Source organism: Bacillus sp. FJAT-27225, from assembly GCF_001685025.1.
Lineage (GTDB): Bacteria > Bacillota > Bacilli > Bacillales > Cytobacillaceae > Bacillus_D.
Map to the genome: position 1 here is coordinate 1 of NZ_MAYU01000006.1, position 22184 is coordinate 22184.

Consider the following 22184-nt stretch of genomic DNA (forward strand, 5'->3'; position numbering starts at 1 on the left):
ATACGGAATTTATATGCCTTGTTGACTAACATGGTGCTTCATCACCACCTTAAGTCGAATGTATGTTCTTATTATATCAAACAAGGAAGACTTTGGCTAATGCCAACCGCCATTCATCTCCCCCTTATCGTTGGGCTTTGCCCTTCACACGATTGAAGAGGGAGTCTTCTGTAGGAAAACGATAAATAAACTAAAATTGCGTTGTTTTCTCATTTCCTCATTTTGAGACCAATCTGAAACGAACCGTTTAAACTTTTCTCTTTCATAGGTTCCTATATCTACAACTTTATTTTCATTCAAAGGTTCGGCAAAGAAGCAAATATGGTCACCACAAAATAATGCTTTGCTTTTACGGTGATATAGTAAGACAGACCCTTTTGTATGGTGTCCAAGGAGAACACATTCTAAATTACCTGCAATTGAACCATTATCCGGGAGGTTCGTTTTCAGTTTTTGTCTAAGATTTTCTGGAACCAATTCTAAATCTTTTTTATGAATAATGCCGTCTATACCCTCTAAAAATTGCATTCCCCCAATATGTCTCTATGACCGTGTGTGGCAATAAATTGAGTTATATCACTTTTAGAAATCCCTATACTATCTAGTGCAGAGAATAGTGATTGAGAATGTTCTACCTTCCCTGAATCAATAAGTAAAATATCATTGTCTTCAAGCAATAAATAGCAGTTATTATATGAGTTCCAAGATTCATCCCATACTAAAAAAGTATACAAATCTTTTGCTATTGCTTCAAAATACGTTTTCATTTTATCCCCCAATTATCGTAAATTAATAACTGATGTACGTTCAATCCTCTGTTAATACTTCTTGAAGTAAAGCTTAAGAAGGAATTCAACAAAAAGGTGCCTTAATCCTTCCTGGATTTAAAGCACCCGTTTTGTTTAAGTGTAATTATTCACCTTTATTAACATTGCATTTTTTCAAAGTCTTGCTTTAACAATGCATACATAAGTAAATCATCAAATTTTCCGCAAGTAAATTCATAATTTCTTAAAAGTCCTTCTTTAATAAATCCCTTTCTTTCTACCAACTTTTGTGATGAAATATTTGGGGGTTCAATTAATGCTTGTATCCGTTGTAAACTCAATTGTTCAAATCCGTATTTAATTACTGCTTCAAACGCCTCACTTGCAATGCCTTTCCCCCAATATTCTTTACTTAACTCAAAACCAACTTCAGAACGGCAATGCTGTGGAACTATGTTTAAAAAACCACAACTCCCAATAACACTACCTTGGCCTTTTAGGGTAATTCCCCATCTAATTCCAGTTTTCTTTTCAAATATTGATTGATACCAAGAAATTTCATCCAATGCGTCATCAGTTGTTTTAAAAGGTTCTATTCCGTAGTGCTTCATTACATCTTTATCAGACAAATACTCTAAAATGCTTTCTGCATCATCTTTGGTTACTTGTCTTAAAATCAATCTATCGGTTTCAATGACAGGAAATATATTTATATCGATCATAATAATCCTCCTCATTCCGTCAAACTCCATTTTGTGTCAATACCAATGTTTTTGATAAGTGGTAAAACTGAGTTAAACTTAGCTAAAAAGAAAAAAGCGAACTCTTTTAAAGAGGCTCGCACACGTTAAGTCATTAAAAAATTGTTTTATTCAGCATTTGCTTATTTCGGATTATGGACTTTACCTATTTGTTCGCAGGGTCAATTTCAACCCCCGTTTTTTTGGTACCTTTACTTATATAAGGTTTTGCACTCTTTTTTTTGTTTGCACTCGCTTGCCAACGATTCCAACCCTTCTTGTCTGTTCCTCTCCCTGTTCCACCTTTTCCTTTAGCTTTACTCATATAATCCCTCCATTATTATTCTAGGTTGTGTTGCCATTCTGGTTAGTTTTAGTCATGTTACTCGGTTATTAACCAAGCATATTGCAATTCATAACATCCGTCCAGTCACCATACTATTGAGTAGAAACAGTAAACAACGACTGACTTTACGGAGTTTCCTTTTTTCACGGCGCCGTTTGTTCAATAAGGAATTCAACGCACCCTTAAATTAAATAACTTTCAGAAAATGTTAATTCATTTCTATAGCATGTAAAAACTCAATCATCTGAACACTTTTCTCAATTTTAGAGCTTCTGTCACCGTAATTCCGCCTGGCCTGGAGCTCATTCTGCATGTTCAATAACGGTATGCGTATACTTGCTCAAGTTGTTTTCTATTACATAACCCTTTTTCCAGGTCCCAATAAGCAAATATTTATCCTGATAACTGAATTCAGCAAAACAAGCATATTGAATTTTTTCAGCCAATAAAAGATGGAGGTCCTCATATTGAAAAATGAATACTCCTTCACTATACGTTACAATAATCCATTGACAATTTTCGGATTGATGGATGTACTGGAAGTACCCGATGTCGTCTTTATTTCCATACTCTACTATCGATTTTTTCCTTAAAATCTTACTAAATGTAGAATCAACTACAATCAGTTCATAGTCAGATAGTAAAATGTAAGTTTGGTGTATGGAGTCAAATAGTACTGATTCCCAGTATAAATGAATGGGATTTTCAATCAGTTTAATGGAGAGATCACTATCAACTTTTGAAACCTTCAGAAGTTTGTATTCTCGATAATCTGTTTTTTCATTAACATAACTCCAAGTAAAGAGATGTGAATGTTCGTTTCGTATAAAGTGATGATAATCAAAAAGAGTTACAGGTTCTCGAAAATCGGTTAGAAGCTCATATTTTCCGGTAGTAAGGTTAATCAAGGCAAGCTGATTTTCCAATTTGGTTTTGACCGTACCCAAGATAATTAATGGATCATTTGTTAAAGCAAAGTCACCCTCAACCATATTATTGGCTTTCATCATTTTGACCATTTTAAATTCAGAGGTGTCATACATCCATATTGATCCTGTTGTGCTTTTGATATATAAGTATTTGCTGTCTGTTGAGAAATGAATATTCCCAGGGTGGTTAGGCTTATTTAGCGCCGCTATTTCTTTCCAAGAACTTGTATCATAAATAACTGTTTTACTCCCCGTTATATGGCATAAAAAACGATGATTGTTTGAAGCTTTAATTTGGTATGACGTGTTGAATTCCTTTATGAGGTTCATTTGAAGCATCGCTTCTAAGCATCCTTTCTGGGTATGATTGTATTTCAAACGGATCCTTATTAAACTAAGCTGCCAATAAGGAATTGAACAACATCCAGGAAAATTACAACTTAAATTTTCTAGCCTTAGCTCTGACCACTCCTGAATAGTGGTCTTTTTATTTCAAATTAACCTGCTATTATGTTGTCAAGAAAAAGGAAAATTCTTCTTTATGTCGAATAGTGTTTTTAACCATTCCATAACAAATTGAGGTGTATTCATGGAATACGAGATTGTTTATTACAATGGAAAAAACACTTTTTGTTATACGAATACAGTTCTGGTTACTGTGAAATCCGTGAAGAGGACAAACCTTATGGCAATGCCGACTTGGTTCACAAAGATAGACTAGGCTTTTTTATAAAATTCACCTAACAGCATTATTTCATCCGTTTCCATAACCCTCTAAAGAAGTTGCACTTCCTACCGTAATACAATTACTCTGTAGTAATGCAATTACAGATTTGCAATCCTTCTTGGGTCAACGCACCGTTTGTTTAGTGCAATTTACTCAACCTCTACCATTAATCAACCTAAAAAGGGCGATGCCTTGTTTAAGCATCACCCTTTACGTTTCTCTCCTGTCATTCATATCACCACATTCTTACAATATAGTCTTAATACGTTCTACGTTCCGTCTGTACTCTCCTTCTTCAGCTGAACTGCCCTGTTAGCTTAATAAAAACCTCTCTAGATTATTTAAAATTACTTGGAATTTTAACGAGAACATACTTTTCAGTCCACATTTGAGTGGTGGCAATTAACCTTTTTCCGTCTTTTTCAAAGAACAGACCAGCACCATCCTTTTCTTTAAATTCCCATCCATTTGAACCAACCATTTGTTTTATATTTTCATCAGCAATCGAAATACCTTTGTTCTCACTACTTGTGATATACCATATAAAATCGCCTTCTACTGCAATTTCTGCTAGCTTACTATCTGATTCTTTTAGTTTATCAATTGCCTCTTTCGCTGATACCTTCTCTATTGGAAGAGAGGGATAGTATAGTTTATTTACAAATATGAATACAGCAATAATAACTATTACACTACCTAGTAAAAATCCAACCTTTTTCATCTACTTACCCCCTTCTTGGTTTCAAATCAAGGTATCTAATAAGTGGTTCTTAAACAATAAACTGCCCCATTAGTACGAAAAATCTAAATCCATTTTGCGAACCAGGCGACATAGTACGCAGCTGGAATAAATAGTAGCTGTGCAGCTATCGTCCCAACCAATTTGGAGCTAACCATTGTTAAAGAATAACTTTTCAAGAAGATATACTGACTTTGGTTATTAACCACCCTATCAGCCAAAACAGAGGCTTTTGGATCTACAAATAAGGTCAGAAGAATAGTCGCAATTCCATTAATAATTCCAGAAGACATCAATGCAGCTTGGGCATAATCACTTGGGACTAACATTGAGGCATAAATCGAAGAAAGAACACCTGTCGTAAACACAGCAGAAATAATAACATTAATTAAAAAAAGACGTTTAGGAATAGTGTTTAAAGTTATTCCCTCAAGATTTGACCATCTTGGCATTCTTACACATTTAACAACCTTTTTTAAACCTGATAAATTGAAGTATTTAACAAAAAGCGAAACTAATGAACCACGCTCTTTGGATAAAAGAACAATTGCTCTTGAGAAGATATTGATAAAAGTGGGGAATAAAACGATTCCAAGTAAGACACCAATGGATGTAACCCCAATCAAAATCCTGTATTGTTCTTCAATGAATTGAAGTTTATTAGTCTCAGGCGCTTCTGCAATGAGTTTAGCTGTCAAGGGTTGCTGGATCATTGTTGAAAACCTTGAAATAAATACTAAGGTACTGAATAAAGACACAGCAGTAGCGATTAACTTTACCCTTGCCCCGATATTACCTTTGGAACAAATTTACAAAAATTATCTTGTGGGCCTAACCTGCCCAGATAGTTAAATAAGAAATTCAACAAAAAGGGGTGGTTAATCCTTCCTGGATCAACACACCCGTTTGTTTAAGTATATTTTTTCACAATCTTGTCAAGTGCATCGGACCAGCCGTCGTATACGTACCTATCTCCGGGGTGACCGGCAAATCCGCGCAGGTTGAAAATCATCTCGGTGCGGTCGCCGAGTGCGGTGAGGGTTAGGGTCACTACAGGAGAGTCCTCGATGGGAGCATCGGGGTAACCCCAGGTGAAGACAAGCCGTTCGAAAGGTACGACATCTAGGAACACACCTCCGGTAGGATATTCCTCGCCTGTCTCATTGTTGACCATTGTATAGCGGTAACGTCCTCCTTCACGGACGTCGAAGGAGATGGACTCCATGGGTGTCGAAGGCAACCAGTCGGCGAGTTCCTTCTCCTCGGTCCAGGCGCGCCACACGAGTTCGCGGCGGGCATTCAGAGTGCGGGTGATGGTGAACTCCGGTGCGGATTCGGGCATGTTCGTTGTTCCTCCTTTGTGCTTATTGGGCATGTTCATTGTTCCTCCCTGTGTCATGGTCTTGAGGTGTTCTTCCAGTGCGTCAAAGCGCTCATTCCATTCACGACGGTGCTTCTCGACCCAGTCCGACACCTCATCGAGAGGCTCGGTGCGCAACGTGAGGGTCCGCCACTGGGCGTTTGCTTTGCGTTCGATCAACCCTGCTCGCTCCAGCACTTTGAGGTGCTGGGAGATTGCTGGTGCACTTATCTCGAAGTGCTCAGCGACCTCCCCAACTGTCGCGGCACTCTGTGACAGCCTAGTAAGGATGTTTCGGCGCGTCGGATCCGCGAGCGCAGCGAAGATGAGACTGAGTGTGTCCTTTGTAACCAATTAAGCAACCCCTTAATTAAGCATATGGTTAAATTTATACCAAAATGTGTGTAATGTCAAATATAACTCACATATTTTACCATAGGGACGAAGAACTTGTTTACTAACCTGCTGGTTTCAATAAAGATTTGAACAAGAAAGGGGGGCTATTCCTCCCTGAATTAACGCATTCTTTGTAGTTTTGTACATCCCTTCAAGCGTAGATTTTGAAACGGGGTCCATTTTTTAAAAAACCACTGTAATTAAAACTGCCATTCAAAAAACAACATCATATACTACAATGGCTTCAAATCGAATATTTATAATAGAAGTTATACAGGGGAGGGCTGTGTAATGCCAGTTCATATCGTACAGCCAGGGGAGAGCTTATGGCAAATTGCACAAAAATACAATACATCTGTCTTAGAAATCATGAGGATGAATAACATCCAAAGTCCAAATAAAATTTACCCCGGAACTGCGATAACTATCCCTGAAAGAACGATTGATGTTCAAAATTACTACCTTCCGTTGGAAAATTCGAAGCCTCGAACAGAGAATATAACGCATGTCGTTATTCACTTCATTTCCAATGCTGCAAATGATCCTCGTAACCCATACAATCTCCAGGATATATATTATATTTTATTAAATGGAGGGATTTCTTCACATTACTTAATCGGAAGAAATGGGAAGATTTATCGCCTTGTAAATGAAAATCGTGTTGCCTATCATGCCGGGAGAGGAAATCTCCCAGGTTTCCCAGGATACGAAAACCAGTTAAATGAATATTCAATCGGGATAGAATTAATGGCAATTGGAACCCGGGATGAGATGCTGCCCTTTTTCCAATCTCAGACGTACAATTCGATTGATCCTAGCAATATCGGTTACACGGATGCACAGTACCGCTCATTAAATTGGCTCCTCGATAAAATCATCAGGCGTAATCCCTCAATAATAAGAGACAGGCGGCACGTTGTTGGGCATGATGAATACGCACCGGGCAGGAGGACCGATCCCGGAACGTTATTTGATTGGTCACGGATACGGGTGATAGGGCAGTTTGTACACAATGTAAGAAGTGGGGAAACTTTATGGTCCATCGCCCAAAAATATGGCACCACCATTAACGCCATTGCCCAGTGGAACAACATCAACCCCACTGCGTATTTAAACATTGGTCAAAGGATATTAATTCCTGTCAGAAAACAATAAGGTAACGCATTCACGTTGCCCTCCCATTTTTCATCTGTAATATTAACCGTTGAGCAAAAGAAAAAGGCGGACTTTTAAAAACGTCCTATCCTTGTACTACACATTAAACTGATGGCAATTTTCCAATAAGACCTGATACAGTTTGTGGTAACTTGTGTAGAAAAGTATAAAATTTAATTTTAATAAGAAGGGACGACTGAGATTACCAATGATTATTGATTGCCATTTCCATGTTGATGAAACGATGTTAGAGCTAGAAAAAATGATTGAAGAAATGGATAAAAACAACGTTGAGATTACTGCATTAATTCCACCTTTTAATGAAACTATGTATGAAAAAGAAAGCACATACCATGATTACCTGCACCACTTATTCCGCTTTTTAATCATGAATTTCCCAAGAATAGGCTTTAAAATTTATGACGGATTGGTTAAAGATGGTTACTTTAAAGTTAATGGAAGCTTTAAGATTTTTACCAAGCCAAATAACGACATTGTAGCAAATGCGATAAAACGATATCGTGATCGTTTTCTAGGCTGGGCTGCCGTTAACCCAACTGTTCCAGAATCAATGGAGACGTTAGAGACATACCTTAACCTGCCTGGTTTTATTGGAGTAAAAGCCCACCCATTTATGCATAAGTATAGTATTAAAGAACTTGATTCGATTGGAGCCTTATGCCAAAACAGAGACATCCCAATCATTATTCATCTGTCTTCAGAACCAGATTCCTACAAATACTTACCTGGGAAATATCCTAACCTCAAAGTTATATATGCTCATGCAGGGATTCCTTTTTGGAAAAGCCTGTGGCACTATGCAAAGGAAAAGCCGAATGTTTACGTAGATACATCAAGTGATTACCTTACCCCTACGATCGTAAGAAATGCAGTTCAGGAACTTGGATATCGAAAAGTATTGTATGGCTGCGATGGACCATATGGAATGAAAAGGTTTAATGAGTACGATTACTCGGATAAAAGGAGTTGGGTTGATTCTTTAGACATTCCTCAAGAACATAAGGAATTTATTCTGGGAAAGAACTTTATGGAATTAATAAAGAGTACAGACTTGGACTGGATACAGAACCGATAAATTAACGAGAAAATAACGTTCAGGAAGCATATGCTATCCAATACAGTTATTAAGGTTAAAATCTGATTTAAATTTATAGGATGATCCTTACCACTCCTAGGATTTTGTCTGAAATGATTTTTATAACTTACCTCCGTCTTGTTCAACTCTTCTGGCCCGTTTGTTCAAGAGGACTTTACCAAAAATGCGTTAATCCTTCCTGGATCAACGCACCCCATCAATAAGGCGAACACACCTTAATTTTTTAAAGATTTAATGCAGATTAAACCTTTATCAACTGAAGTCTCTATATAGCCAATAATCTGTTCAAGTGTGAATACTGTTAGTGGCTGTTCGAGATCGTCCCTACTGTAATCCATATCACTTAATACATAAGGGACAAATTCCTTTATATCGTTAGATTTTACTTCTTCTGTGTCAATGATTATACCACTTTTACTTAATTCTTCCCTTAATTGTTGTTTGAAGCCATAGTAGTCCAATAGTTTACCGTTAAGTAATCGAAAATCATTATGGTATCGATTGAATGTGTTTTCATCTGCCTCCATTCGATTCTTTAGCCAAGGTAAATAAAAGCCTTTTAACCAAATGTCATCAGCAATTAAGTGAGTATAGTATCCCAGTATAAAGTGGGAATCCTTATTAAAGTTATATTTATGGATGAATTCCTGGTAGTCTATATATCGAGAGTAGTCTTTTACGTCGCCTTTGTAAAAATGAGATAAGTCTTTAGGTGAAACCGCATCCGCTGCAATGCCGCCTAAAAGAAATGATGTCTTATCCTTTATCGATAGGTCATCTGCAATTCTATTTGCAATAACCAGGTGCATTATTCTTGACCCCAATTCATTTCCCCCTTTTCAATGTCCTTATGAGTTTTTGAAAGACAATAAAAACTCCGCCTTTGTTATCAACTTTATTAAACTAAACTGCCCCTTTTGTTCCATAAGAAAAAGGAGTGCCTAACGCAATTCCTTTATTTCACTTCAACTCTCCTTAATTGAAAAAAATGTTTAACTATACTCTCTTTTTACCTCAAAACGATTAATTAGTTCGTATGGTTTAACTTTAAATGCTTCATAAGGTAAATAGTTTGGTTCCATTGCATCAAGAGCTCTACTTCTAAACTGATTTCTCGTAATAAATTGATCTATATTTTCTTTATTTAATTTAGTAAAAAATACTTCAGATGTTTCATTTTCAGCAGTCCTTACTTCACCAGATTGGTACTCACCTCGAAATACTGTACAAGTCACCCCACTGGAAATATTTTGATAAATACCTGTTATCCCCAGTAAATCCACCTTGATTCCAGTCTCTTCAATTACTTCTCGGTGTATAGCTTCTTCTAAGGTCTCACCTTCTTCTACTTGGCCTCCCGGCATTTCCATCGTATCAGAACGATGAAAGTTTCTAACAAGCAATACTTCACCTGCTTTATTTGTTATGTATCCACTTACAGACAATAAGTGTTTAGGTGGATGATAGTTAGCAGTTGAAATTAAAAAGTCTTGCTCACTCTCAATGTATAGTTCGCCTAATTCTTTTATTTTTTCTTTAGCCTGTTTGTGAAGTTCACTATTTCTTATGAGACTCTCTATAACTTTATAATGTTCTATACTTTTATATTCCCATATAGCTAAAATCTCGGTTTTGTTGTCATTTACCCATCGGCCTATTAATTTTGCACCGTTTTCAATTTGATTTGGATATATATAGGAATGAAAGAATTGATTGAAATCGTTCAGTTTTTCAGGCTTAATTTTATAAGTTTTTCTTCTATATATCATTTTTCCCACTCCCACGTCCCTCTTTAATTTCCACAAGAGAAATTAAAATTCCTTCTTCAACCAACCTGCCCAGTATGTTCAATAAGGACTTAAACAAAAAAATCCTTCCTCGATTAAAGCACTCTATAGTTGCTTTTTAACCCATATTGCCTTTGTATAAGCTATACTCATTCCCGCTCTTTCCATATTATTTTGACTGACGGAGCCGAATTTTGCTTGTCCCACAATTAAATTACATTTTTGTAAATTTGCTTGGTGAATACGATGCTTTATTAATGCACTTTGAATCCCTTTATTTCTATAATTCGGTAATGTTGCTGCAGCAGCTAAAGTAGCCATGCGGTCTTTTATGAACAAAACTCCAATTCCAGCAGGTTCGTTTTCATAGCTGGCCAGATAAAAGGTCCAATTTTTAACGTTATAAAGTATTTCGTTATTTTGTGCTATCCCACTTTTTAAGAATGGTGGCATTTCGAAACCTTTTGTGTAGATTTCTGCAAAAATATCAAATTCGTTGCTTTTTAACTTACGGATTACGATTTTTTGTTCATTCCATTTATTGCTTGTATCTAATTCGTATGGGAGTGGAGCATAAAGAGTTGTATGAAAATCATTATGATAATAACCAGTTTCACTGAGGTGTGTTAGTAAGTATGAAGAAGTATGTGCTGGAGTTAATTCAAATCGAACAGGAATGTCCTTTTGCTTGTAAAATTCTATTATGTTGCCTATTTGGTTTCATCACCTGCTTTTAGCCCCTTAACCGTGTTGAAGGATGGACCAGGTATATTCTTTACCGAGAATGCTATTGCATTGCCAAACTTTTGAATTTCAACTTTCATTGGGTTCCTATCTATTTTTTGCATTTCTGTTAATCTGGAGCTTAAAGTATCAATTTCTGAAATCTCCAACCTCTCTGCTAATCCTTTATCGACTACTAAACCCATTCTAACAACTCCCCAAAGAAAATCTATTTTAATTCCACAGAAACAGTAATATCTCCTTCTTTTCGACTACCTACCCCGTTTGTTTAATAAGAAATTCAACAAAAATGGCGGCTAATCATTCCAGGATCACGACACCCGTTACTTGAATAAGAAAATAAAGTTTATATACTTACTATTACTGAATAAACAAATAACATTCCCAAAACAATTCCTATAACATATTTGGAGAAATGTTTAAGTTTATCGCTTTCAAAAGTCTTAATTAACAAGTAAAAAAAGCCGATTACCCATATCCCATTTGAAAAAAAGTAGTAATAATGTTTTTTAACAAATTAAAAAAGAAAAATAAGTCCATAAATTCCCTCCACATAATCCACTAACATTTTATCCTAAATATCCAACCTTTGTGAGGCTATCCTGCCCTGTTTTGTTTATTAAGGAATTTAATAAAAAAGTGCCCTAATCCTTCCTAGATTAAGACACCCGTAAATACAAGAAAAATTCCTGTATGGCAACATAAAAACAAATAAGGATGCAACAATACCAACTGTTGCTCTTTTATTTGATTCTTTCTTCTAACCAAGCTTTATATGTATTCTTCAATATTATTTCTTTTTTTTTATAGTTTTTTTAAATTGAATTACTCCGATCACTAATACACAAAGGCTCAAAGGAATAAAAAGAATCACAAAAGTTGTTTGTTTAATCATATCCACACTAAATAAAATTAAAAGGAAAATTGTTAATATGGTGGTGTAATTAAAAAGTTTATTGATATTTATCACCTTCCCTAAAATCTTACATAAGTCTAATTAATCATATCATTTTTTATATAATAAATGTGTAAAAACTGACAATTCCTCGTTGTGCTAACCTGCCCCCGCACCGAGGTGAAGACCGCTTTTGTTATCCGTTTAGGTGTATCTCTACTCCCAAAAATATGCCCCCTAAAGTTGGATACATAACACCAACTGTAGGGGGCATATCATTTATGCATTTTGATTATTGTTCGTCCACCTTCTATTACATGTTCCCGTCCAGTATAAAGCGGGCTTCAGTGGAACATCACTGAATTCGGGGGAGGCTCTATTGTTTGTCACCACATAATATTACAAGTCTATCGGCTTGCCGCCTGTCACTCCATAAATCTGACCGGTGATATAACTTGCTTCATCGGAGGCCAGAAGAACATACACCGGCGCAAGCTCCACTGGCTGTCCTGCACGGCCTAGAGGATAATTTTGGCCGAACTCAGGGATTTGTCCATCCAATTTTCCATTATCCAGCTGCAACGGCGTCCAAATTGGGCCTGGCGCGACACCATTGACACGCACACCCTTCGATGCAAAGTACGAGGACAAGGCAACCGTAAAGTTGCTTATCGCACCTTTTGTAGCAGCATAATCCGCTAAAGATTCGGATGGATTGAAAGACTGAACGGAAGTCGTTGTGATTATTGCACTTCCTGGTTCCAGATGTTCTTCGGCCGCTTTTACGGTCTCAAACATGCTGATGATGTTAACTTTGAAGGTGTCATGTACTTGCTTCATTGTTAGCTCACTTAGCGATGGCTGCGCGATTTGCTGCGCGGCATTCAATACGAGCGTATCCAATCCGCCAAACGCTTCAACAGTTTTTGTAACAATCTCCGTCGCTGCCCCGTCTTCCCTCAAGTCATACGGCAGCAGCAATGCTTTTCTGCCTGCATTTTCAATTAATGCTTTGACTTCGTTGGCATCCTCTTCCTCGCCAGGGAAGAATTGAATGGCCACATTGGCTCCTTCGCGTGCATAGGCAATGGCAGCGGCACGGCCAATCCCGGAATCGCCACCGGTAATCAGAGCATTGCGTCCTTCAAGACGATTATATCCTTTATAAGATTCCTCTCCACAGTCAGGTTTGGGCCTCATTTCATTCTGTAACGCCGGAGTATCCTGTTCTTGATCCGGAAACTTTTCCGTGTAAAACTTCTTGCGTGGGTCAGTTAAATGTGGGTTTCCCATCAAAAATCATCTCCTATCTTGGTTAATTTTTAGATGTTAAGGATTTCAAAAAAAAAAAATCTGATTGGCTATTAAAACCTTTCTCCGATTGCCCTATCTACAATCCTGTTCCATTTTTTGAATACCCTGTGGGCATCTCTTTAAACGGCTCCAAAACTACTACGATTTTTTACCTGCTCGTTCGTTCAATCAAACAAAAAAAGAATGGCGCTAACCAGGTTGGCTTAGCGCCATTTTCGTGTGCGTAGCTTATGTATTTCTATCCTTGAGCGTTGGCGCCAGCTGCGCAGCAGGCTGGCTTTTCCCAAAAGGAGTGAAGTCCTTACCTGTCTGCCAGGCCTTTTTGAAACCAGAATACAAACTTCTTTACGATATAAAAGAGAATGAAGTTGGCTATAACATGAAGACCCCAGTTGTAGTGGAGAAATTCGATGAGGTTGCTATATTTTTCTTCTATTACATAAATGGTTGGGATTGCGATTGAGAAAGCCAAATAATAAAGGAGTACTTTCCAATTGCCGGATCGTTTTGGGTAAAAGTGAATGAACAGAGCAGCGATTATTGGAAACAGTACGTAGTAGTGCGAGAAGCCCATCTTTGTTGCAAGCCCGAATTCCCGGTAGGGGAATTTGACTATGTGAAAGGTAACAAGGATATAGACTGTAAGCCAGGATACTGCTTGAGAAAATAATATGGTTATTTGGGTTATTCGGAGCCTGTTCTTTGAAATCCATAACAGGGTAACGATTGAAATAATCCAGATAAAGGCGAGTATCACTACTTCTCTGCTCATTTGCTATTCACCGTGATGAGTTTTTGTTTGAACCATTGATAGTACTTGTGGTTTATGAATAACGCGATGTTGACGGTAATAAACGTCCAGTACCATGTCCATTCGTGATAGTCGACAAGTCTTGTGGTTTTTTCCAGGATTGCCTCTATAATTGTAAAAAATCCGGTAAAGCAAACATAATAAATCATTGCTCCGAGCTTTCCGACCCTGGGAAAGTATAAACTGAAGATGATGGCCACAATTGGAAACACGAAAAATTCGAATGTTAAACTTGTTCGGTTGTAGTGATTTTTACCGTCAAACAATTGAATCGGGTAATCAATCCATCCCATCTCTACTACGAATAAACCGGCCGGCCAGGTGATGACCTGAAGAAATAAAAGGTTCACCCACGCCTCCCTCGCTCTGCTTCTGGGTATTAATTTAATGATGGTGAAAATCGCAATGACAATAACACCTATTAAAATCCATCTCTCCATGTTCATGAAAGCATCCGCCCTCTTAGTAAGGAAATAGTGTTAACCCATTCTTCCATGATTGATCCATTTTATGCATCATTCTTACTATGCCCTGTTACTAGCGGTTCTAGCTAATCCGTTTCTGTTTTTGGTCTGGATTTGGATCGATCGATTGCGTCATATAGGGGTATGTTGAGGTAATGGATACTCGGGGTTTATTTGACCATACAACCTGTCCAAAAAAATGGGGGATGGCTGAAGTAAGCTAACGGGTTCGGTTTTGAGTTACAAAATTAGAATTAGCAGTGCTTTTATCAGTGTAATTCGCAATTGAATTAGCAGACACTTTAGCAGTAAAATTAACACGAAAAAAGCTCGGAGCCATTATGCTTCGAGCTTTCATTTATAGTAGCGGCTTTGTTGAAGATAAGCACCCGTTAGTTTAAGTGCATTTCTTCACAAACTTACTTTAAATTTCGAAAATATTGTAAATAGTTTTATTAAATTTGAGCTTGGAAAATATGAGGAAGCTCATACACTAATTGAAAAAGCACAAAAGGAATTTCCCAAAAGACTGGATAAAACAATTTTTTGGGAGGCTTGTATTTATTCTATTCAAGGAAATCAAGAAAACGCCATTGCAGTTTTAAAAGAGGGAATACAAAAAGGAGTATGGTGGAACCCGTTGGCATTAACTCGTGACCCTGATTTAAATAACCTCCAAAACAACAAAGAATTTCAAGTCATAGTAAATGAGTGCAAGGATATTTTCGACAGTTACAAGGGTATGTCATCGCCTAAATTGTTTACTTATGGAAATGATAAATCAAATAGCGGATTATTTTCTTTACATTGGCGTGGTTCTAATGTAAAGGATTTCGCACCATATTGGTTTGACAATAATTTGTTAAACGATTATCTTTTTGGATTTCCACAATCTTCTCAAGTCTTCGGGTACAATGCTTATTGTTGGGACAAGCAAGATATTGCAGTTGAAGAAATTATCACATCATATAGAGATTTCAAAGAAAAATTTAATACAAAACAAGATATTATTGCTGGTGCTTCACAGGGCGGGAAATTAGCGATTGAGCTAAGTCTAAACGGAAATATTCTTGGAACAAAAGGATTTATAGCAGTTATTCCTGCCATTCAGGATTTGGCTTCATTAGAAGGGTTATTAGTAAGAAGTGAAAATAAAATTAAGGGATGTATCATCACAGGAGATAAAGACTTTTTTTATACTAAAACGGTAGAATTAGCAAAACTTTTGGGAGAAAATGATTTTCAATGCAAATTGATGGTTAAAGAAGGTTTAGGTCACTTCTTCCCTTCGGATTTTACTGATTTATTAAAAGAAGCGGTTGATTTCATCCATTCATAAGTCATAAATGAACATATTGGATAACTAAAAAGAGCTTGACATAATCAAGCTCTTCTCTTGTGAATATATATTTTGCATCCCAAAAATAAGCTCGTTGATATTAATTTAACAGGTTCAGTTGTGAGGTACAAAATTTAAATTAACAGTGCTTTTAGCATTTAAATCCGCATTAAGATTCGCAAGCAATTTGGAAAGTAAATTAGCACAAAAATGGCTTGGAGCATCTCGGTCTCCACGCCTTTTACTTTTACGACTTTGTTTAACTAAAGTTAGCAATAAAAAAGCGTTTGAGGTTTATACCTTCCCTCAATAATTAAGTAAAACTATTTTTTATATTGATTACATTACCATCATACCTTCTTTTACAATCTAGCCCTTTTACAAATTTCTACTCTTCTTATTCCTATTCTTATCCTTGTCATCTCCCTGCTCTTCATCTACCACTAGTATTTCTTGTTCAACGTGAAATTCCACTTGAGATTGTCCAGTTATTTCATCAAAGGGTGTGTAGAAAGGAGTCAAATTTTTCTTTTTGACAAACACTTTATAAAAACTCATTAGAACAAAAGTAAAAATAACTGTCAGTAATCCTATTGCCATTATAAGTATTGGATTCATCAATATTCTCCTTTTTCTATTTTTAGGTTCCATTTCAAATTAACTACAATTAATAATATTCAACAAAGTTAATCCTAATCCTCTTAACCATTTGCACACTTACAATAACTTTTGTCAACCTATCAAAAGGGTTGCGAATTAGGGTGCTTAATCATCCATAATTCGGTTAAAAACCTTATATATCAACAAAAAGGAACAGTCCATTTCAGGTGCGAAATCGACTGTTAATGGGTGTGCTAATTTAGTTTTTGTATTCGAAAACCGAACCCGTTATTATTAATTCAAGCTGTTTTATCATTAACTAACCTGCCCCGTTTGTTCAATAGAATTCCACATTAATAACGTTAATCCTTCCTGGATCAACGCACCCGTTAGTCGGAATAAGAAATAGGTAAGACTATCCTAAAAAGTTTATATATCGTCCCCGATTCAGTTGTTTTGCTTTTTGGTAGACATGCCATGCCCCCACTAAATCTTGAAATGCTAATCCGACGGATCCGTAAATTGTAAATTGATCATCGTTTGTTCTTCCTAGTTTTTCACTTGTAATAACCTCTCCAATTTCAGCATATATGTTATCTTCTGTTAATCCTACTCCACCGATAGCACCCATTTGTACCGCAAGCCCCCGATCATCGCACACAAAAATAGATTTTTCTATAAGTTCTGCACTTACCTCACATTTTCCTGGCTCATCTGGACCGAGCGTAGTTATATGTACACCTTTCTTAACCATACTAGAAAACAAGAAAGGTTCCCTTGACCATGTAGCAGAAATAATAATATCTGAATCGTTTATGGCTTCTTCAACGCTATTACATATAGTAAAAGGAATATTTAATTCCTCAGTCATATTTCTTGCAAAAGAAACTGCTTTTTCTAATGTTGTGTCATAAACAAACACTCCTGAGATTTCCCTAAAACAATTAAGGGACCGAAGCTGAAGTGTACCTTGAACTCCTGCCCCAATAATCGCCACATTTTTAGCATCCTTTCTTGCTAACAAATGAGTCCCTATTGCACCTGATAACCCTGTACGAACAGCAGTAATATAGGAGGAATCCATAATTGCTAATAATTGTCCTGTTTCAAGGTCATGGAGGTTTATCACGCCTTTAATAGAGGGGGATTGAGATGGGAATTTTGCATGATCTTTTACGGTATAAGCTGGAATATTTGAGATGAGTCCAGGGAACAAGAGCATAACACTGGTGTTATCTTGAGGTAAAATGGAACGAGCTCTTTGAGCTGGGATGTGACGATTTAAAGAGTATGAGGCAAAAGCTGCCTCCAAAGATTGGTGGAGCTCTAACGGATCTAATAGGGATTGTACTTCTGTACGTGTAAGTAATAATGTATCCATTAAAAAAAGATTCTCCTTAATAAAAAGGTCATAAATACCTTTCATAATTAGCATTAATATTCGAAAACAAACTCTTATAATAAAGAAGCTGCCTATTTGGCAGTAATCCTCTTAAAATAAAAACTTCTCCGTTTAATCGAATAGGGATTCAAATAACCAGGCATAAATCCTTCAGGACCTACGCACTCATTATTTAAAGTTTCTTTGTTTCCCTCTACCCAAAAATCTGGGCAGCAATTCCGAATAAGTTTCTGTTTCTAGATGGAACACTATAGGAATTAATAATCATTACTGATGGTTTAGCAACGTTTTTAAAACCGCATTGCTCCAAAAATAACGAAAATTCGTGATTACCTGATGGCACATCAATCCTTAATCTACCTGAATGTCTAAAAGCCAGCCTATCCAGTAATAAAGCAGCTGTTTGAAAGTTAGGTGCCACAATAGGTCCTAATATTAGATTTATTGGTCCTAGTATAGATATTCCATAACTCCTTCAGATTTATTAGAACAAATAACACTTTTTATTGTGGTCTTGGGATAATATGCTGAATGAAAACTAACCCCAGGGTCATAACCCATTATATGATATTTATAAATTTCATCGTCATTCTTTTCAATCCATAATCCATAACCATAAAAGCCACTTTTTTCATTCGTTTGAATATATGGAGTAAGTAACATATAAGTGTATTTTTCACTAAGTAATTGATTATTTACAAGCGAATCCCAGAAGTTTGCCATGTCGTTCACGGTTACATATGCCCCACCATCTGAGCCACCTTTAACAGGCAATGAGTAAATATTTGTTTTCCAAGTACCATTCGGAAGGTCTATATAACCAAGTGCTGTATTTTCAGGAAGGGAATCAAATTCAAAATATCCCGAGTTTTTCATACCTACTTTTTTAAAGATATTTTCTTCAATATAATTGGCAAATTGAAGCTGACTTGCTTGCTCTACAATTAACCCAAGTAAAATATAACCAGCGTTATTATAATGAAATCTTTCACCTACTTTTGCTCTCATTGACTGGTTCTGAAATAGTGGTAAGAAGTTTTCTAAAGTTCTAATATGGTACATCGGATTCTTAACCCACAACTCTTCAAAATCATCCATTACTTCCTCGTCATAATAATCTGGTATTCCAGCCGTATGTGTTAATAGGTGATGAATGGTTATATCCTTATCAAAATTTGGGAAAGAAACATTAAGGCAATCAGCTAACTTTGTTTCAAAAGTCAATTTTCCACCCTCTACAAGTTGGCAAATTGCTATTGATGTAAACAGTTTGGAGCCTGATGCTATTCCATATCGTGTAAATGGGCTATTTTCAATTTGCTCTGAACGATTAGCATAACCATAGCTAACTTCTGCCAAAACTTCATTATCTTCTTGAACCAGAACACTTCCTGAGAATTTATTCTGACTCTGAATATCGGTAATACGATTAAGAATATTAGTTTTCACATAAACCTCCAGAACTATTTTTTCAACATGCTTACACCTTGAGTTGAACAGATACAATACATATTACCACCCTTAAACTTTAAAGGATATTAATAGATTGAATATTTTCTCAATAAAAGCAAATCAGCACTGCTATCACAGTGCTAATACAATCTTGTTCAACTATTCTGCCCCGATAGCTTAATAAGGAATTCAACAAAAAAGGCGGCTAATCCTTTCTGGTCCACCCATAAGTTAAAAAAGAACGGTGGTTAAATTTAACCTTAAAATACTCATTTACCTCAGGATCCTTTAATCGAGAATCCTTCTGTACGTTGAAGGTTTACACCCGTTACTTTAATAAAAATTATTTTTGAACTAAACTACAATGACCTGAAACGATTGTTAATTTATCTCCATTCCTATGCCAAACCCGTGAATAACACATTTCATCTACAATTGGCTCTATACCAAATAACCCTTTTAAAGCAGCACGTGTTACAGTTACAGCAGAATTTTCTAATAGAATCACTTTTTGGTCTAAAATTTTAATATCAGTAAAATTCAATACTCCAGAACGATGTGCTTCAATATCGGCTTCCTTAGTTAATACTTGTCCCAAGTGATTCACAAAGATAAGGTTATCATTAATCAGATTGTCAAGACTCTTAACATCCCCAATCAGCATTGCTTCTCGCAGTCGTTCTTCATAATCAATAATTAAACTTTCCTCCATATTAAAGCCTCCCTTAAAGTAGTTAGACATACTATACAGATATTATTATTTCATAGTCATTATTATGTCTTCTTCCACTAATAGCTTAATAAGGAATTCAACAAAAAGGGCGGTTAATCCTCCGTGGATTACCGCACCTAAAGTTGAATAACGTATTAAAGTGGTACATTTTTGAAGTGTTCCACAGTTGGAAATGGGTCATAGAAATGATGTAGTTGTTTTTTCCATTCTTGATACTCTTTCGATAGCCTAAATCCAATTGTATGATCTTCTAATGTTTCCCACTTCACCAACAATAAGTATTTTCCCTTAACTTCCACACATTGTTGTAATTCGTGAGTTATATACCCTCTCATTGATGATATGATTTTTGATGCTTCTCGAAATGCTTCCTCATATTCCTCTTCCATACCTTGTTTAACTTGTAGCATAACTGCTTCTAAAATCAACTAATCTCCCCCTTTTTAAAAAGTATATTATTTTGCTTATTAACTCTTCTGCCCCGTTAGCAGAAGAAGAAAGGTTGGTCCGCAACAGTCCAGTTATATATTTTACACCCGTTTATTAAGAACTACCCTTCACAACGTTATAAATTATCAATTAGGACGCTTTTCCCAAGGTTCAATTTGACCAATGGTTAGCACTTTCTTTCTCTTCTGAATAGCTTCAATTACCCCATCAGAAATTTCGTTATTTGTTAACCATCTTGAATGGGCACCTTCAGATATAAAACCTAATTGAACTTGATAATATACATAACTGTAAGGTGCAGCAGTCTTTTTCTGGATTTCATCTAGGTTGGAACCACTCCCCAATATATGAAATAATTCCCAACCGTTATTCCCTTTTGAAACCTCATTGGTAATAATTCGAAGAGCATTTTCTGCAATTGAATGAATCCACGCCACTACCATATCAATATCTCCATTTTGCTTAATTGTTCTGTTTATTTTCTCTTTTAATTCATCATTATTTCTATAATCAACTATTAATGGAGTTATATGACTATCCGAACTGGTCTCTTGTAGAAGTTGATTCATTCGTTCGGCATTTCTAGCTATAATAGACACATGATAGCCGTTATCTATTAACCAAAGAGAAACTCTTGATAACATACCAGTACCACCAACAACTAATGCGTGCTTCAACCATCTTCCCCCTCTAATCAGAAAGAGCTGCCCTCGATTGGCAGCCTAATTATGAGTTCAAAATCTTTACACCATTAGGGTCTTCTTGTTTAGTTGAGAAACCCTTTACAACAGCTTCCCTGATTGTAACGTATCACCAATTATCGATTTAATAGTATCAATAGGTTTTCCGAACAAACTGAAAAGGTCATTTTCTAGTCCTTTTATTTTTGTTTCTAATGTTAATTCAGTTATTTTGATGTTATCAGTAATCGAATCTACTAAGTCTTTGTTTGTTTGAAGTTCAATTTTAAAATTGTAAGGAGTCCTAATAAAAGTTCTTCGTTCACCTTTATCAACTGACCAATTTAATTTATCTGCATTTTTACATATAACTTCTTGTTTTGTTTCTGATATTAAAAAGCCAATATGGTCAAATACAATCCTCTTTCCGTATCCAAAGGTGATATTTATGGCTCCTTTCCTTGCCTCAATTATACGAAAAAGAATATCTTTTTTTCGGAAATCATCCCACTTTAATGGAGGATCAAAATTGTGAAAATCTCCTTGGTATTTTCCGATCCGTTGAAATATCCGAAAGCCATTATCTACATAAAATCTTTCTGTTTCTTCTATATAAGGAGTCCAAAAATGATAATGAAAAAGCACAAAAGCCACCTCTTTATTTAGGGCATTACTTTACATATTCAATCCAAAAGATAAAATCTCCTTCTTCAACTAAACTGCCCCGTTTGTTCAATAAGGAGTTCAACAAAATGGGCGGTTAATCCTTCCTGAATCAACCGTAAGCACCTTCTCTTTTATCACACATTATTTTCATACTGAATCTTTAATTAATCTTTTATGATTATCGGACGTATACTAAATAAACTAATGATTGGAGTTGAAAAAATGGAACTTATTTTATGGATGACAGCTTTGTCAGGTGCCTTTATCGCAATATTCGCAAATAATAGCATATGCAAAAAGAAAAAATGTTAAGCCTTTTCATATCTGCCCGATTTCTTGGTAGATTTAGGAACTGAACCATATGTTATAAGTTTCTTTTTTGAGACGCACACCTTGTTTCCCCCTAATTCCGCTTATTAGGGGTCTTTTTTGCTGGAAAGGTTGTTCAGCTGTGAGTTTATAATTTTTTGAAATTTTTCCATTCGCACTTTCTGCCTTATAGAACTAACCTGCCCCTTTAGCTTAATAAGGAATTCAACAAAAAGGGCGGTTAATCCTTCCTGGATCAACA

The 22184-nt window shown here is 36.2% G+C and carries 24 protein-coding genes and 1 pseudogene; 3 read left to right on the forward strand and 22 right to left on the reverse strand.

The window, feature by feature from the left end:
- Window positions 1–144 precede the first annotated feature (144 nt).
- From A8F94_RS26105 to A8F94_RS26035, 8 genes are all read right to left on the reverse strand, one after another.
- Complete coding sequence (locus A8F94_RS26105) at window positions 145–528, reverse strand: hypothetical protein (RefSeq protein WP_254660804.1); 384 nt, start codon at window positions 526–528, stop codon at window positions 145–147.
- Complete coding sequence (locus A8F94_RS26110) at window positions 516–767, reverse strand: MBL fold metallo-hydrolase (RefSeq protein ID WP_254660805.1); 252 nt, start codon at window positions 765–767, stop codon at window positions 516–518. Before A8F94_RS26110 ends, A8F94_RS26105 begins: the two co-directional genes overlap by 13 nt.
- Window positions 768–925: 158 nt before the next feature.
- Window positions 926–1489: a GNAT family N-acetyltransferase gene (locus A8F94_RS07300; RefSeq protein ID WP_077247598.1), complete on the reverse strand. Its 564-nt coding sequence runs from the start codon at window positions 1487–1489 to the stop codon at window positions 926–928.
- 184 nt (window positions 1490–1673) lie between these two features.
- Window positions 1674–1832, reverse strand: coding sequence for a DUF3934 domain-containing protein (locus A8F94_RS24860; RefSeq protein ID WP_077247599.1), 159 nt, complete (start codon window positions 1830–1832; stop codon window positions 1674–1676).
- Window positions 1833–2155: 323 nt separating this feature from the next.
- Entirely contained in the window at window positions 2156–3121 is a 966-nt protein-coding gene (locus A8F94_RS07305; protein ID WP_066197785.1) for a hypothetical protein, read from the reverse strand.
- A gap of 725 nt (window positions 3122–3846) precedes the next feature.
- Window positions 3847–4230, reverse strand: coding sequence for a hypothetical protein (locus A8F94_RS07310; protein WP_066197787.1), 384 nt, complete (start codon window positions 4228–4230; stop codon window positions 3847–3849).
- Window positions 4231–4313: 83 nt separating this feature from the next.
- Window positions 4314–5057, reverse strand: a complete 744-nt coding sequence (locus A8F94_RS07315; protein ID WP_077247600.1) for a lipid II flippase family protein — start codon at window positions 5055–5057, stop codon at window positions 4314–4316.
- Between the two features lie 101 nt (window positions 5058–5158).
- The gene (locus tag A8F94_RS26035) at window positions 5159–5962 is read right to left on the reverse strand and encodes a metalloregulator ArsR/SmtB family transcription factor (protein WP_217490907.1); all 804 of its coding nucleotides are present in this window, start codon (window positions 5960–5962) and stop codon (window positions 5159–5161) included.
- A gap of 333 nt (window positions 5963–6295) precedes the next feature.
- On the opposite strand from A8F94_RS26035, the gene A8F94_RS26115 reads away from it, so the two are divergent.
- Window positions 6296–7159, forward strand: a complete 864-nt coding sequence (locus A8F94_RS26115) for a LysM peptidoglycan-binding domain-containing protein (protein ID WP_066197791.1) — start codon at window positions 6296–6298, stop codon at window positions 7157–7159.
- 208 nt (window positions 7160–7367) lie between these two features.
- A complete protein-coding gene (locus tag A8F94_RS07335) occupies window positions 7368–8255 on the forward strand; it encodes an amidohydrolase family protein (RefSeq protein WP_066197793.1) in 888 nt (295 codons plus the stop codon).
- 236 nt (window positions 8256–8491) lie between these two features.
- On the opposite strand, the gene A8F94_RS07340 is transcribed toward A8F94_RS07335, so the two are convergent.
- The 6 genes and pseudogenes from A8F94_RS07340 to A8F94_RS07365 all read right to left on the reverse strand — a co-directional run bounded on the left by A8F94_RS07340 (window position 8492) and on the right by A8F94_RS07365 (window position 14273).
- On the reverse strand, window positions 8492–9100 hold the full coding sequence (locus A8F94_RS07340; RefSeq protein WP_066197795.1) for a zinc dependent phospholipase C family protein: 609 nt from the start codon (window positions 9098–9100) through the stop codon (window positions 8492–8494).
- A 168-nt stretch (window positions 9101–9268) separates the two neighbouring features.
- Window positions 9269–10045, reverse strand: a complete 777-nt coding sequence (locus A8F94_RS07345; RefSeq protein WP_066197798.1) for an NUDIX domain-containing protein — start codon at window positions 10043–10045, stop codon at window positions 9269–9271.
- 123 nt (window positions 10046–10168) lie between these two features.
- Window positions 10169–10992 (reverse strand): annotated as a pseudogene (locus A8F94_RS07350) (GNAT family N-acetyltransferase).
- Between the two features lie 1109 nt (window positions 10993–12101).
- Window positions 12102–12995: an SDR family oxidoreductase gene (locus A8F94_RS07355; protein WP_066197800.1), complete on the reverse strand. Its 894-nt coding sequence runs from the start codon at window positions 12993–12995 to the stop codon at window positions 12102–12104.
- 322 nt (window positions 12996–13317) lie between these two features.
- The gene (locus A8F94_RS07360) at window positions 13318–13788 is read right to left on the reverse strand and encodes a CBO0543 family protein (protein ID WP_066197801.1); all 471 of its coding nucleotides are present in this window, start codon (window positions 13786–13788) and stop codon (window positions 13318–13320) included.
- Window positions 13785–14273, reverse strand: coding sequence for a CBO0543 family protein (locus tag A8F94_RS07365; RefSeq protein ID WP_066197804.1), 489 nt, complete (start codon window positions 14271–14273; stop codon window positions 13785–13787). The genes A8F94_RS07360 and A8F94_RS07365 overlap by 4 nt, the downstream gene beginning before the upstream one ends.
- 472 nt (window positions 14274–14745) lie before the next feature.
- On the opposite strand from A8F94_RS07365, the gene A8F94_RS07370 reads away from it, so the two are divergent.
- Window positions 14746–15630 (forward strand): TPR end-of-group domain-containing protein, encoded by an 885-nt coding sequence (locus tag A8F94_RS07370; RefSeq protein WP_441294180.1) that lies wholly within the window; start codon window positions 14746–14748, stop codon window positions 15628–15630.
- Window positions 15631–16008: 378 nt separating this feature from the next.
- Here A8F94_RS07370 and A8F94_RS07375 read toward each other — a convergent pair whose 3' ends face one another.
- The 8 genes from A8F94_RS07375 to A8F94_RS07405 form a co-directional block, all read right to left on the reverse strand.
- Window positions 16009–16248, reverse strand: a complete 240-nt coding sequence (locus A8F94_RS07375) for a DUF3951 domain-containing protein (protein WP_066197810.1) — start codon at window positions 16246–16248, stop codon at window positions 16009–16011.
- Between the two features lie 397 nt (window positions 16249–16645).
- On the reverse strand, window positions 16646–17611 hold the full coding sequence (locus A8F94_RS07380) for an ornithine cyclodeaminase family protein (RefSeq protein WP_066197813.1): 966 nt from the start codon (window positions 17609–17611) through the stop codon (window positions 16646–16648).
- Window positions 17612–17825: 214 nt separating this feature from the next.
- Window positions 17826–18053, reverse strand: a complete 228-nt coding sequence (locus tag A8F94_RS25670) for a hypothetical protein (RefSeq protein ID WP_254660809.1) — start codon at window positions 18051–18053, stop codon at window positions 17826–17828.
- A gap of 29 nt (window positions 18054–18082) precedes the next feature.
- Window positions 18083–19081 carry a serine hydrolase domain-containing protein gene (locus A8F94_RS07385; protein ID WP_066197818.1) on the reverse strand — a complete coding sequence of 333 codons (999 nt, stop codon included), beginning with the start codon at window positions 19079–19081 and terminating at the stop codon, window positions 18083–18085.
- Between the two features lie 346 nt (window positions 19082–19427).
- The gene (locus tag A8F94_RS07390) at window positions 19428–19796 is read right to left on the reverse strand and encodes a nuclear transport factor 2 family protein (RefSeq protein WP_066197821.1); all 369 of its coding nucleotides are present in this window, start codon (window positions 19794–19796) and stop codon (window positions 19428–19430) included.
- A gap of 155 nt (window positions 19797–19951) precedes the next feature.
- Window positions 19952–20245: an antibiotic biosynthesis monooxygenase family protein gene (locus tag A8F94_RS07395; RefSeq protein ID WP_066197825.1), complete on the reverse strand. Its 294-nt coding sequence runs from the start codon at window positions 20243–20245 to the stop codon at window positions 19952–19954.
- A gap of 147 nt (window positions 20246–20392) precedes the next feature.
- The gene (locus A8F94_RS07400; RefSeq protein ID WP_077247601.1) at window positions 20393–20944 is read right to left on the reverse strand and encodes a short-chain dehydrogenase; all 552 of its coding nucleotides are present in this window, start codon (window positions 20942–20944) and stop codon (window positions 20393–20395) included.
- 105 nt (window positions 20945–21049) lie between these two features.
- The gene (locus A8F94_RS07405; protein ID WP_254660810.1) at window positions 21050–21592 is read right to left on the reverse strand and encodes a hypothetical protein; all 543 of its coding nucleotides are present in this window, start codon (window positions 21590–21592) and stop codon (window positions 21050–21052) included.
- Between the last annotated feature and the right edge of the window lie 592 nt (window positions 21593–22184).

Bases quoted from the DNA above. Each gene is read 5' to 3' on its own strand.
- A8F94_RS07360 (WP_066197801.1), bottom strand. From the start codon at position 13,788: ATGAGCAGAGAAGTAGTGATACTCGCCTTTATCTGGATTATTTCAATC.
- A8F94_RS07300 (WP_077247598.1), bottom strand. From the start codon at position 1,489: ATGATCGATATAAATATATTTCCTGTCATTGAAACCGATAGATTGATT.
- A8F94_RS07355 (WP_066197800.1), bottom strand. From the start codon at position 12,995: ATGGGAAACCCACATTTAACTGACCCACGCAAGAAGTTTTACACGGAA.
- A8F94_RS07345 (WP_066197798.1), bottom strand. From the start codon at position 10,045: ATGATATATAGAAGAAAAACTTATAAAATTAAGCCTGAAAAACTGAAC.
- A8F94_RS07310 (WP_066197787.1), bottom strand. From the start codon at position 4,230: ATGAAAAAGGTTGGATTTTTACTAGGTAGTGTAATAGTTATTATTGCT.
- A8F94_RS07365 (WP_066197804.1), bottom strand. From the start codon at position 14,273: ATGAACATGGAGAGATGGATTTTAATAGGTGTTATTGTCATTGCGATT.
- A8F94_RS26105 (WP_254660804.1), bottom strand. From the start codon at position 528: ATGCAATTTTTAGAGGGTATAGACGGCATTATTCATAAAAAAGATTTA.
- A8F94_RS07390 (WP_066197821.1), bottom strand. From the start codon at position 19,796: ATGGAGGAAAGTTTAATTATTGATTATGAAGAACGACTGCGAGAAGCA.
- A8F94_RS24860 (WP_077247599.1), bottom strand. From the start codon at position 1,832: ATGAGTAAAGCTAAAGGAAAAGGTGGAACAGGGAGAGGAACAGACAAG.
- A8F94_RS07375 (WP_066197810.1), bottom strand. From the start codon at position 16,248: ATGAATCCAATACTTATAATGGCAATAGGATTACTGACAGTTATTTTT.
- A8F94_RS26115 (WP_066197791.1), top strand. From the start codon at position 6,296: ATGCCAGTTCATATCGTACAGCCAGGGGAGAGCTTATGGCAAATTGCA.
- A8F94_RS07380 (WP_066197813.1), bottom strand. From the start codon at position 17,611: ATGGATACATTATTACTTACACGTACAGAAGTACAATCCCTATTAGAT.
- A8F94_RS07305 (WP_066197785.1), bottom strand. From the start codon at position 3,121: ATGCTTCAAATGAACCTCATAAAGGAATTCAACACGTCATACCAAATT.
- A8F94_RS26110 (WP_254660805.1), bottom strand. From the start codon at position 767: ATGAAAACGTATTTTGAAGCAATAGCAAAAGATTTGTATACTTTTTTA.
- A8F94_RS07335 (WP_066197793.1), top strand. From the start codon at position 7,368: ATGATTATTGATTGCCATTTCCATGTTGATGAAACGATGTTAGAGCTA.